This window comes from Psychrobacter pulmonis, assembly GCF_904846465.1.
In the GTDB taxonomy this organism is placed as follows: domain Bacteria; phylum Pseudomonadota; class Gammaproteobacteria; order Pseudomonadales; family Moraxellaceae; genus Psychrobacter; species Psychrobacter faecalis.
Window position 1 is genome coordinate 52,124 of sequence record NZ_CAJHAT010000002.1, and the last position, 12,343, is coordinate 64,466.

Here is a 12,343-nt window from a genome sequence, read left to right on the forward strand (position 1 = left end):
ATTATCAATCAGCGCGCAAATGTCGTGTTCTATTTTTATCAATCCGTTTAAACCTTATTATTTCTAGCCTATTTTTTAATAGATAAAACTCATTTCTGACTACTACTAAGCAAAATATCAGCGCCTAAATTCTGCGATTTATTCGCTAGCATAGATATTTAAAAGTGTTATATGATTGATAAATGTTTTTAATTTTTCTTATTCATTATTTCATTCAAAAAAATAGAAAATGAGACAGATAAAAGCATGGCAATAAAAGGAATTTATTGACACATAAAGCTTGGCGGTAATTCTCGTCAGCACTTTATAAAATCGTAATTAACCATGGATGGGTAAGCTCATGAGCATTAATGTGCTTAATCGGCGTGTACGCACACTCACGCTATTAACAATGGCAGTGTCGTTGGGATTATTTGGCTGTTCGGATAACGACAATTTTAACGGCAATATAGACGACGATACTAGCGATAGTACTTATGCGGCGGATATCCAGCGCACTGAGTTTGGCATACCGCACATCACTGCTAAAAACTATAAAGGCTTGGGTTATGGCGTCGGGTATGCTTTTGCCGAAGACAATATCTGCTCCTTAGCGCGCGAAATTGTAATCGCTAAGGGTGAGAGTATGCGCTATCTAGGCGATAAAGGGGATATCGATAGTGATGTCTTTTATACCTGGTATAATTCAGACGCTAAGCGTAAACAGTTTTTGGACGCGCAAGAGCCCGAGGTTTTAGATGCAGTAGCTGGTTATGCCGCCGGTTATAGCCGCTATTTGCGTGATAAAGGTGTCGACAATATCGATCCTGACTGTGCCGGCGCTGAATGGGTTCGTGAAATCACGACTGATGATTTGCTAGCGCTTTATGGCAAGGCCAATCTACGCGGTGGTCTATCAAACTTTGTCACGCCTATTGCCACTGCGGCGCCTACTGTCGAAAAAGGTATCATGGGTAGCTCGCGAAGGCGTACGCTTTCTATAGAGCCAGAGAACGACCTAACATCAGAGTCGGCCGCGGATTTGTCCTCAGGCTTTGATTTTGATATGACAACCATCAATGTAACGGATGGCGGCAGTAACGCCTATGCCTTTGGTAGCGAAGTTACGGGCACCAAAAGTGGTATCCTTTATGGCAATCCTCATGAACCATGGGAAGGTTTACAACGCTTTTATGAATTTCATTTAACACTGCCAGGCAAGCTTGACGTCATGGGAGCAGGACAACAAGGCCAACCTTTCCCCAACATTGGCTTTAATAAAGACGTCGCGTGGAGCCATACGGTATCGACTGCTAAGCGCTTTACCCTTTATCAGCTAAGCCTAGTAGACGGCAACCCAATGAAGTACAACTATACCAATAGTGCAGGCGTCGTTGAGCAGCGCGATATTAAAAAGGATGACGTCACTATCCAACTGCCAGACAATAAGACGCTGGACAGATCGGTTTATTCGTCACATTTTGGTCCTATGATAGCTGTCGATCAAGTCAATGGTTTACTGCCACCTTGGGGCGCGAACAATATCGCCTTTAGCATCCGTGATGCCGCCGCTGAAAACGCTCGCTCACTGAACCAATGGCGCAGTATGAATCAAGCCACCAGCGTAGAGGACTTGGTGGATAAAATGCAAGATCAGGTTGGGCTAGGATTTGTCAATACCATTGCCACCGACCGCTACGGTAAAGCACTGTATGCTGATATCTCTACCGTGCCGCATGTCACCGCAGATAAATTAAATAGCTGTACGGCTGGCAAGCCTTATTTACAAGCCATCGTCAGTTTTGGTCTACCAGCATTAGATGGTAGTAAGGCTGATTGCGAATGGGGTAATGATGCCGATTCGCCGCAAGCGGGCATCTTTGGGCGCTCAAACCTGCCTTTCTTGATTCGTGACGATTATGTGCTTAACTCAAACGATACTTATTGGTTGAGTAATTTAGATGAGCCGTTAACAGGGTTTTCACCGCTGCTACGTCGCCGTTTAACGCAATTCCCTAGTGCGACTAGCCCAGAGGGCGTGCCACTTTCTTTACGTACACGCATGGCATTTCAGCAAGTATTAGACCGTTTGGATAACTCAGATAACTTGGGTGGTACTACCTTTACCTTAGATAATATGCAAGACGTCGTCTATGGCAACCGCAGTTATGCCGCCGAATTAGTTCTCGATGATGTCTTAGCCGATTGTAATGCCAACCCTATGCTACCTCTGACAGGTGGCGCAACTATCGAAGCCAAACAAGCCTGTAGCATCTTGAATAATTGGGACCGTCGCAACAACATCGACAGCCGAGGCGCGCATGTGTTTAGAGAGTTTTGGAACAAGGCAGGTTTTAGTGAATATACAAATGATTCATTTAAAGTCCCTTTTAACGAAGCCGACCCCATCAATACACCGCGCGAGCTAAAAATCACTGCCCAGACTCGCCAAGCTTTAGGCGATGCGATTGCCTACTTCCAAAATAAAGGCATTGCACTTGATGCAAGCTTAGGTGAGCTGCAATATGTGCTAGATGCTGGCAAGAACAACCAGCACATTCCTATGCATGGTGGTTATGGTAGCGAAGGTATCTTTAACGTTGCCCGAGGTGCAGGAGTCAATGAGGCTGGTAATTATATTATTAATAATGGCCCAACCTATATGCAGTCAGTGACCTTTGATAGTAAAGGTCCTGTCGTAGAAGCGTTACTTGCCTACTCACAAGCAGGAGATACAACGCGCCCTTATCATCGTGATCAGACGCGCCGTTATTCAGATAAAGAGTGGATTCGTCTGCCATTTAGTAAGAGCGAAATATCCGAACAAGCGGTTGGTGAAGTGATTAAATTGAGAGAATAGTTCTAGCTAAATTATTGATTATAATAAAAAAGACTTTAGGGTAATCCTGAAGTCTTTTTTTATTGTAGATAGCAATACAACTTTATGGGTATATACGAAAACTTACCGTCCATGCCACTATGACTATTGATTTGTTATACTACTTATTACTTAAGTGGCGATTTATACAGTTAAACCGAGGAATCTCGCATGTCAGAACCAGCCGATATCAATAGCGACCAAAAATCTTTCGCTCATGCCGACGAGCAGCCTACTACTGCACGTCCTGTGGTTGAGATGCCCAATCCCTATGCCAGTACTCGTGGCAGCATTACCAGTAAGCAGCTGCCGGCATTCGATGAAGAAATTATCAATAAATACAATCGATCTGGGCCGCGTTATACCTCCTACCCGACCGCGTTAGAATTTTCACCGATGCCTGAGGGGCTGGAGACTAAGATTCTGCAAGAGCGCGAAGCCGATGCGCCCTTATCGCTGTATTTCCATATTCCGTTTTGTCGTCATCTTTGCTACTACTGTGCTTGTAATAAAATTATCACCAAAAAGAACAGTGATGCTGGAGATTATTTAGAATATTTAATGGCAGAAATCAAGCACAAACGTAGCCTATTAAAAACGCCAGCCGATCGTAAAAATCCACTGGTCAAGCAGCTGCATTTCGGTGGCGGTACGCCAACCTTTCTACAAGATAATGAGTTGATAAAACTTTGGGAGTTTTTGCAGACCCAGTTTGAATTTTTGCCAGAAGACCAAGGCGATTACTCTATTGAAATCGATCCGCGTGAGCTTGGCGACGAGACACTAACGGTACTGCGTAACCTTGGTTTTAACCGCGTCAGTCTAGGCGTACAAGACTTAGACGAAAAAGTACAAATCGCCGTCAACCGTATCAACTCTGCTGAACTGATTGAGAATGTGCTTGCTGAAGCGCGTAGATTGGGCTTCCATTCTACCAACGTCGATTTGATTTACGGCTTACCGCATCAAACGCCAACGACTCTAGACAAGACCGTACGCCGTGTTATCGAGATGTCACCCGATCGTTTATCGGTATTCAATTACGCTCATTTACCTGAGCGCTTTAAATCGCAACGCCAAATTAAAGAGGAAGATTTACCGACGCCAGCTGCCAAGCTTACCATGCTCGGTAATACCATCAATACCTTGAGCGAAGCCGGTTATCAATATATCGGTATCGACCATTTTGCCAAACCTGACGATGAGCTTGCTATCGCCCAGCGCGAAGGCAAATTACATCGTAATTTTCAGGGTTATACCATCATGGGCGATTGCGATTTGTTGGGCTTTGGCGTGTCGTCAATCAGCCAAATCTCTAACGCCAATAGCAGCTATATTTTGCAAAACCATACGGATTTGCAGGTATATAAAGAAAATATTGATGCCGCGCGTGATAATCCAGCGATCATGCCAGCGGTCAATGTGATTAAAACCTCGATTAAAGATCGTCTGCGTGAATACGTGATTATGAATCTACTCTGTCATGACTATATCGACTTTAGAGATGTCAATCAGAAATTCGGTATCGATGCCATTACTTATTTTATAGATGAAATTCAGCAATTGGGCGAGATGCAAGAGGACCGCTTGATTGACATGGATGCCGCTGGTATTCGCGTCCTGCCAAAAGGTCGTCTATTAGGGCGTAACGTCGCTATGGTGTTCGATGAATATCTTGAGAAAAAACATAGAAATCGCTTTTCAAAAGTTATCTAAGCTTTATAAGCTTCTTTCGAGTAAATAATAAAAAATACCTCACTTTTATGAGGTATTTTTTTTGGTGACGATAAGTAAGGTTTTTAGGATAAATCAATCTACTCTATTCAGTCGGCATAACAATATATAAGCGATTGGCATCTTCAATGGTTTTTTCTTTATCGAGATACTTTTGCTCGACGCTACTTTTTGGATTGATTATATCAGTATCTGTCATTGCAAAATCATCATCATTGAGTAGACCCAATGAACCATCTTGTCTTAACCATAAGCCCTCAAGCTTATCATGTGGGTACTCTAAGCTCGCCAGCACATCGACGACCAAGGTCTTTTTAACAGGCGTGATGTTTATGTTTTCAAGCATTTGCCAGTTTTCTTCATCAATGGCAATCAACTGCTCAAGCGTTTGTCCATTCACTGTCAAACCAACCGTCTCATCTTGCCTAACGCTTCCATCATTTAAAATAGTTTCAATATCTGTTGCATGCGCGATATCAATTTTATAAATGAGTTTTTGTGCCGACTTATCTTGGAGCGGGAATTTGCGATCATGCTCAATGAGATAAAACTCATGGTCATTAAGCGCCACAATGCCAGAGGTCACATGCGCTGCATTATCCAATCGATATAAATACTGCGCTATTTGTCCTGAAACTAAGTTAATCGTTACCATACGTACCAAACTAGATAGTCGCCCTGACTTATCGGGATTGTCCATAGAGGATTCCATGATACCGACAAGCGTCATTTGGTCAGGCGTAATGGTTAACGCTTCCATGCCACGATTGGCACGGCGTTTGGTAAATTCCGTCGGTAACAAAATTGGCTTACCTTCAACCATCACATTATTACGCTCATCATTGGCAAATGCATTGATACGCTCAATCTCTACGCCATTGCCATCGTAATGCACAAGGTGCGGACCGTACTCATCGCTGACCCAAAAGCTGCCATCTTGCAGCGCTGCGAGCCCTTCAGGGTCTAAACCATTGATATCAGTTTTGATCGGATTGCTCACTGCATCAAAAGGCAATTGCGGGTTGACTGTCATCGGCTGACCATGGACATTATAAGGTACTTCGTTGGTACCGCCAAAAGCCTTGGGGTTTGGTAGTCCCGAGATAGGATTGCCATTTTTATCTTTTAGAATTATTTCTTTTACTTTGATAATTTTGCTGTCAGCTTGCAATTCAAACAACCCAATAGACGGCGTATAATTTGGTACAAGAAACTGTTTACCTTTACCAGCAATTCCGTCAAAATCGGCATTAGGCCCACGGTCGGTCAGGGCATAAAATTGATTGGCATTGGTTGGATGCGCCGCTGCATCTGAGCCGTAGCCGCCGCCTCGAATCTTTAATTCCTGCTCAGGATAAGCGGCATTGATATGCGACGCATCAAGTACGCTATAAGGCAACGGGCTACCTTGCACAAATTCATTTATAGCCGTCATTTTATTATTGATATCTTCGTTAGCCATTATTATTTTCCTTGAATTATTATTGTTATTAAAAATAGAGTAATGCACGCTAAAAAGTTGATTAGCTATCAATTAAAAGTTAAAAAAATAGTCAGTACGTAAAACGCTCACTGACTATTTGTCTAACAAATTTAAATACACCTAAAGCATACTTAGTTAAACCTTAAGCTTATCACCTACCATGCCTTTTATGGTACTTAGAATGTCAGCCGGTAATACCACCATTTTTGCGTTATCAGATTCGGCTAACTGACGAATCGATTTGATATATTGCTCGCCAAGCAAATAGACAATCGGCATTTCTTCGTCGCCCATTGCAGCAGTAATCAAACGAATAGATTCTTCTGAGCCTTTCGCCAATACCACTTGCGCTTCAGCATCTCGGCGTGACGCTTCTAGGCGACCATCTGCCTCTAAGATAGCCGCTTGCTTTTGCCCGTCGGCACGGGTGACGGTAGCACGGCGTAAACGCTCTGCCGCCGCCTGCTCTTCCATCGAGGCTTGCATGGTTTGCGAGGGATTGATATCTTGGATTTCTACGGTTTTGAGGGTAATACCCCAATCAGCAATATCTTCTGAGATGGCGTGTTTTAGCTTAGTTTTGATTTCATCACGGCTTGATAAAGCGCTGTCCAAATCCATCTCACCAATGATTGAACGCAAAGACGTCTGCACTAGATTTCGAATACCGTATTCATAATCTTCGATACCATAAACCGCTTTATCGGGGCGGACGATATTAATATAAGCAACGGCGTTAGCGATAATGACCACGTTGTCTCGGGTAATGACTTCTTGCGAAGGAATATCAAGGACGATATCTTTGGTCGTGACTTTATAAGCCACGTCGTCGACATAAGGAATGATTAAATTTAATCCCGGCTCTAGGGTTTGGCTATATTTACCGAGTCTCTGCACCACCCATTTATACCCTTGAGGAACAATGCGCACGCCTTTAAACACCGTAAACACGACCAATGCAATCAAAACGATCATGACAATACTAAAACTTTCCATGTTGCACCTCTATTATTATGCCTAACTATTTTTATTAATAACTGCTTGCGCTTGCATACTACTGACAATCAGCTCATTACCTACGATATCCGTCACTATCACACGATCGCCGACGGCAACTTGCTCACCGCTCGTACGGCACATCCATTCGGCAGCACCAACGATAGGCACGCTAAAACGTACCATACCAGCTCTCTCAGGTTGCGGCGCGACGATAATCATACCAGTCTCACCGATGATGACACTACCGCCCAATCCCGCTTTGGTGCGATCGACAGACAAGGGTCTGATAAATTTAAACCACGCTACTAAAAAGATAGCCGAAAGCACCAACCAAATAATGATTTGGACGGAGACAGGGATAGGTATTAACCATAAGAGGGCGGCAACGATAATAGCGGCTGCCCCAAACCAAAGGCTGGCAAACGTCGGTACAAACATCTCGACGATCAGCAGCACAAAACCTAATACGAGCCAGTGCCAAGGTTCGATCATCCAAAACATCTCCATTATTGTCATATTCCCTATTCTTGCCAATCTAGCTTTCAATGTAGCACATTTTGTTATCAAACAGCGCCTTAAAAGTTATACGCATAAAAAAAACGACCACCGAAGTGATCGTTTTTACTTCTTTGGAAGCTAATTAAAATTTGAAATGTGCGCCTAAAGTAAATCCATTAGCATCTAAATCTTCATCACCATCCCAATCAATTGTAGGATAAATATTGTATAAAGCTTCAATACTTGCCATAGGACTTAAGTTATAACCTAAGCCTAAGCTACCGGCTACACCAGTATCAGAAAAGCTAGCGCTGTCACTATCGCTTGGAAGAACTTTATCAGTATAGTCTACGTCAATTTTGTTTTTTGCTATACCTAAACGGCCTTTAACATAGAGTGCTGTACTCGGAAAAGTATAGTCGTAAGTACCGTATACTCCATATACATCAGCACTATATTCTGATTTTTCAAAGCGGTCTTCATATGCATCAGTGTCGCTAGTAGTTAGATACTCAGCTTCAATACCAAACTCTGGTGTAAATTTATAGCCACCATAAACACCATACGATACAGCGTCATCTTCTGCTTCATCTGGGCTATACTGACCGATTTTTACACCAGCGTACGGCTGACCTGCATAGTTAAGTGCCGCTTGCGCGCTTACACTCATTAAAGAACCAACTGATAATGCGATTAAAGCTTTTTGTAGAGTATTCATATATGTTCCTGTTAAATAAACTAAAATACAATTTGGATGAGTATTACAAAGCATGCAAATTGGTTCAACTATTGTTGGACGCGCAATACTAACAGAACAATTTTAGTAATGCTTGTTTTTTTAATGACGCTTACAGCACTTTTTCTTTTCGCATAAAAAAACGACCACCGAAGTGATCGTTTTTTACTTTACTAATTATTTAAGCTATTGCTAATTAAAGAACTTAAGATTCAAATAATTAGAATTTAAGTTGTGCACCAACGGTCATAAGATCAACATCACTACCTAACTTGTCATACTCAGCTTCAACGCTGAAGTTAGGGTTTACTGAATATCCAAGACCTACACCACCAGCTAGGCTAGTATCACTATCCGAGAAGTTTTGTGTCAAAGTATTTTTGCCTTCCACTTCAGTTTTAGCAACACCTAGCTTACCTTTAGCATATAAACCAGTGTTTGGGAAAGCATAACGATATGTACCGTAAGCACCATAAGACTTGGCATCTACGTCACCATTTTGGCCAAAGCTACTATAATCAGCATCATCTGAGCCTACGTATTCAGCTTCAATACCGAAGTTAGGATCAAAGTTATAACCGCCGTATATGCCATAAGCTGTTGGTTTATCAGTACCAGCATAATCCAAGTCAAACTGACCGACTTTCACGCCGACGTATGGTTGACCAGTATAGCCGTTGCCATAAGATACAGCTGCTTGTGCACCCATGCTTACTAAAGAACCAGCGGCTAGTGCAAGTAGAGTTTTTTGTAGAGTTTTCATATGTAGCTCCTTAAAATCAATTTGGACAAACAAGTTATTTATTTATGTGGGCTTTTTTAGCCATATCGCCTTGTTTGCTAACGATGTATACATAGTAACAAACTATGTCAAAGACTCTGTCAGTGTTTAATGGTAAGAAAGTTAAGTTTTGCAAATGTTTGTCAGCACTCGGGTTACAAAGGCTGATATATGAAATCTTTTGTTACAACCACCGGTTTTGGGTAATACTTCCTACTCATTAGCCCGAGCTAAGTTTGCAAAATAAAAGAACGCACCTCGAAAGGTGCGTTCTTTATTATAAATCAGACGTCAATTTTAGCTTTTAATCTCGCTTATTTTTTGTCTTCATCTACTTCAGTAAACTCAGCATCGACGACGTCATCATCAGCTTGGTTGCTGTTGCCAGCATTGTCCGCACCTTGTTGGAACTGGCTTGGATCCATACCTTCTGCGCCTGCACCACTATCTGCATAAATCTTTTGGCTAACTGGCAAGAAGGCATTGTCTAACGCTTCAAGCTTGGCTTTGATTTCGTCATGATCGTCTTCTTTAGCAGCTGCTTCAAGCTCAGAGATAGCCGTTTCTACTGTTGATTTTTCATCTTCAGTCACTTTATCTTCGGCGTCTTTCAGTGCTTTTTGTACCGCATGGATACGACCATCTGCTTCGTTACGAACTTGTGCTAAGTTAGCGAATTTCTCGTCTTCAGCAGCGTTCGCTTCGGCATCACGCACCATTTGTTCGACTTCTTCGTCCGACAAACCAGAATCCGCTTTAATTTGGATACTTTGTGCTTTACCAGTACCTTTATCTTTCGCTGAGATATTCATGATACCGTCAGCGTTGATGTCAAAAGTCACTTCGATTTGTGGTAGACCACGTGGTGCTGGTGGAATATCGGTCAAGTCAAAACGGCCGAGCTGTTTATTTTGGTTAGCGATTTTACGCTCACCTTGATAAACCTGAATGGTTACTGCTGGTTGGTTGTCTTCTGCCGTTGAGAATACCTGTGATTTCTTAGTCGGAATCATGGTGTTTTTCTCAATGATTGGCGTCATAACACCGCCCATTGTTTCGATACCTAGCGTCAATGGTGTTACGTCAAGCAATAGGACGTCAGTTTTGTCACCAGACAATACCGCACCTTGAATCGCAGCACCAGCGGCAACTGCTTCGTCAGGGTTGACGTCTTTACGTGGCTCTTGACCGAAGAACTCTTGTACTTTTTGTTGTACCAGAGGCATACGAGTCTGACCACCTACCAAGATAACGTCATCGATATCGCCGATTTTTAGACCAGCATCTTCTAGAGCTGTTTTACAAGGACCCATGGTACGTTGTACCAATTCTTCCGTTAAGCTCTCAAGTTTTGAGCGGCTGATAGTGACAACCAAATGCTTAGGACCACTGCTATCGGCAGTGATATATGGCAAATTCACTTCCGTGCTTTGGGCACTTGATAGCTCGATTTTCGCTTTTTCTGCCGCTTCTTTTAGACGCTGCATCGCAAGAGAGTCACCTTTTAGGTTGACGTCTTGGTCTTTTTTGAATTCGGCTACTAAAAAGTCAATTAACGCTGAGTCAAAGTCTTCACCACCAAGGAATGTATCACCGTTGGTTGCTAGTACTTCAAATTGCTGTTCGCCATCGACGTCAGCGATTTCGATGATTGATACGTCAAAAGTACCACCACCCAAGTCATATACAGCAACGGTGCTATCGCCTTGCTTTTTATCCATACCATAAGCAAGTGCGGCAGCGGTTGGCTCGTTAATAATACGTTTTACATCAAGACCGGCAATTTTACCGGCGTCTTTGGTTGCTTGACGTTGTGAGTCATTAAAGTAAGCTGGGACAGTAACAACAGCTTCAGTAACGGCTTCACCAAGATAGTCTTCGGCTGTTTTTTTCATTTTTTTCAAGATTTCAGCAGAAACCTGTGGTGGCGCTAATTTTTTGCCGTTGATTTCGACCCACGCATCACCGTTATCAGCTTTGGCGATTTTATAAGGCACCATACCGATGTCTTTTTGCACGACTTTATCATCAAAACGACGACCAATCAGACGCTTAATGGCAAATAGGGTGTTGTTTGGGTTGGTGACCGCTTGACGCTTGGCTGACTGACCAACAAGGATCTCGTCATCTTTATAAGCGACAATCGATGGTGTGGTACGTGTACCTTCAGCGTTTTCGATGATTTTAACTTTATCACCTTCCATCACTGCCACACATGAGTTAGTTGTACCTAAATCAATACCAATTACTTTACCCATAATTAATTGCTCCTAATTTATTTTTAAATAAAAATATCTATATCATCAGACCCTAGATTATGAAAACTATCGACATCTAGTCGGTCACTTGTTGCTTTATATCGGTTTAAGGCTTCGTTTTTTCAAGCCAATCCACTACTAAATATTGCCTTTTGTGTGATTTTTTGTGTAAAACCCCATTAATAATAGGGTTTAGTACAATTAAAGACTTATTTTTTAAATACTAATACCTTAAATCTTCTATATTTGATTGCTACTGACCAACGCGTACCATCGCTGGGCGCAACAGACGACCGTTTAAGCTATAGCCTTTTTGCAAGACCGTACCTACTGTATCGGCTGGCGCATCGGCATCGATACCGACCGCTTCATGCAAATCAGCGTTAAATTTCTCGCCTTGTGGCTCGACGACTTCAACGCCATTTTTATTCAACACGTCTAACAACGCTTTATGAGTCAATCTTACCCCTTCGGTAACAGGGTCATCTGCATGGGCGTTTTCGATAGCGCGCTCTAAATTATCGACTACTTCTAATAACTCTTTGGCGAATTTCTGCAGGGCAAATCTTTTGCTTTTATCGGCTTCTTGTTCCATGCGTTTTTGCGCATTGTACGCTTCGGCATTGGCGCGAGCGGTGCCTTCTTTGGCTTGCTTGACTTCGCCTTCTAGCTCAGCGATACGCGCTTTAAACGTATCTAAATCGATATCGTTTGCAATCGTGCTCTCTGCACCTGAATTTTGCTGGGGATTAAACTCTTCTAGCGTTTCTTTTAAGATACTGTCGTCGTGCTCGACATTGTCGTGCGAAACGTTGTCGTGTGAAACGTTTTGATCAATATTTTCGTGGTTATTATTCTGCTCGTTCATGATGGCTCCTTTATATAATTATGAATAAGGCTATTAACTGAATAATGATGGATTAGAAAACAACACCATAAATTGGCCAGATAATGAAATAATCGACCATTAGCCAAACCGTGATTTTATAAATCACCT

At 42.5% G+C, this 12,343-nt stretch carries 9 protein-coding genes; 2 read left to right on the top strand and 7 right to left on the bottom strand.

Annotated elements, in window-relative coordinates:
- The first annotated feature begins 340 nt into the window (after positions 1–340).
- Together JMX70_RS03960 and hemN are read left to right on the top strand one after the other, a co-directional pair.
- Positions 341–2,839, top strand: a complete 2,499-nt coding sequence (locus tag JMX70_RS03960) for a penicillin acylase family protein (RefSeq protein ID WP_201589781.1) — start codon at positions 341–343, stop codon at positions 2,837–2,839.
- A gap of 189 nt (positions 2,840–3,028) precedes the next feature.
- Positions 3,029–4,573: an oxygen-independent coproporphyrinogen III oxidase gene (hemN, locus tag JMX70_RS03965; RefSeq protein ID WP_201589784.1), complete on the top strand. Its 1,545-nt coding sequence runs from the start codon at positions 3,029–3,031 to the stop codon at positions 4,571–4,573.
- Between the two features lie 103 nt (positions 4,574–4,676).
- On the opposite strand, the gene JMX70_RS03970 is transcribed toward hemN, so the two are convergent.
- The 7 genes from JMX70_RS03970 to grpE all read right to left on the bottom strand — a co-directional run bounded on the left by JMX70_RS03970 (position 4,677) and on the right by grpE (position 12,214).
- Positions 4,677–6,053: an esterase-like activity of phytase family protein gene (locus JMX70_RS03970; protein ID WP_201589786.1), complete on the bottom strand. Its 1,377-nt coding sequence runs from the start codon at positions 6,051–6,053 to the stop codon at positions 4,677–4,679.
- Between the two features lie 156 nt (positions 6,054–6,209).
- Positions 6,210–7,070 carry an SPFH domain-containing protein gene (locus JMX70_RS03975; RefSeq protein WP_201589788.1) on the bottom strand — a complete coding sequence of 287 codons (861 nt, stop codon included), beginning with the start codon at positions 7,068–7,070 and terminating at the stop codon, positions 6,210–6,212.
- 21 nt (positions 7,071–7,091) lie between these two features.
- Positions 7,092–7,565: an NfeD family protein gene (locus JMX70_RS03980; RefSeq protein ID WP_201589790.1), complete on the bottom strand. Its 474-nt coding sequence runs from the start codon at positions 7,563–7,565 to the stop codon at positions 7,092–7,094.
- Between the two features lie 148 nt (positions 7,566–7,713).
- Positions 7,714–8,289, bottom strand: a complete 576-nt coding sequence (locus JMX70_RS03985) for a porin family protein (protein WP_201589792.1) — start codon at positions 8,287–8,289, stop codon at positions 7,714–7,716.
- A gap of 238 nt (positions 8,290–8,527) precedes the next feature.
- Positions 8,528–9,070, bottom strand: a complete 543-nt coding sequence (locus JMX70_RS03990; protein WP_183619232.1) for a porin family protein — start codon at positions 9,068–9,070, stop codon at positions 8,528–8,530.
- A gap of 332 nt (positions 9,071–9,402) precedes the next feature.
- Positions 9,403–11,346, bottom strand: a complete 1,944-nt coding sequence (gene dnaK, locus JMX70_RS03995; RefSeq protein ID WP_201589795.1) for a molecular chaperone DnaK — start codon at positions 11,344–11,346, stop codon at positions 9,403–9,405.
- 253 nt (positions 11,347–11,599) lie between these two features.
- Positions 11,600–12,214 carry a nucleotide exchange factor GrpE gene (grpE, locus tag JMX70_RS04000; RefSeq protein ID WP_201589798.1) on the bottom strand — a complete coding sequence of 205 codons (615 nt, stop codon included), beginning with the start codon at positions 12,212–12,214 and terminating at the stop codon, positions 11,600–11,602.
- Positions 12,215–12,343 lie beyond the last annotated feature (129 nt).

What these genes read in the sequence shown, in the direction of transcription:
- JMX70_RS03960 (WP_201589781.1), top strand. Translation starts at nt 341, where the DNA reads ATGAGCATTAATGTGCTTAATCGGCGTGTACGCACACTCACGCTATTA.
- hemN (WP_201589784.1), top strand. Translation starts at nt 3,029, where the DNA reads ATGTCAGAACCAGCCGATATCAATAGCGACCAAAAATCTTTCGCTCAT.
- JMX70_RS03970 (WP_201589786.1), bottom strand. Translation starts at nt 6,053, where the DNA reads ATGGCTAACGAAGATATCAATAATAAAATGACGGCTATAAATGAATTT.
- JMX70_RS03975 (WP_201589788.1), bottom strand. Translation starts at nt 7,070, where the DNA reads ATGGAAAGTTTTAGTATTGTCATGATCGTTTTGATTGCATTGGTCGTG.
- JMX70_RS03980 (WP_201589790.1), bottom strand. Translation starts at nt 7,565, where the DNA reads ATGATCGAACCTTGGCACTGGCTCGTATTAGGTTTTGTGCTGCTGATC.
- JMX70_RS03985 (WP_201589792.1), bottom strand. Translation starts at nt 8,289, where the DNA reads ATGAATACTCTACAAAAAGCTTTAATCGCATTATCAGTTGGTTCTTTA.
- JMX70_RS03990 (WP_183619232.1), bottom strand. Translation starts at nt 9,070, where the DNA reads ATGAAAACTCTACAAAAAACTCTACTTGCACTAGCCGCTGGTTCTTTA.
- dnaK (WP_201589795.1), bottom strand. Translation starts at nt 11,346, where the DNA reads ATGGGTAAAGTAATTGGTATTGATTTAGGTACAACTAACTCATGTGTG.
- grpE (WP_201589798.1), bottom strand. Translation starts at nt 12,214, where the DNA reads ATGAACGAGCAGAATAATAACCACGAAAATATTGATCAAAACGTTTCA.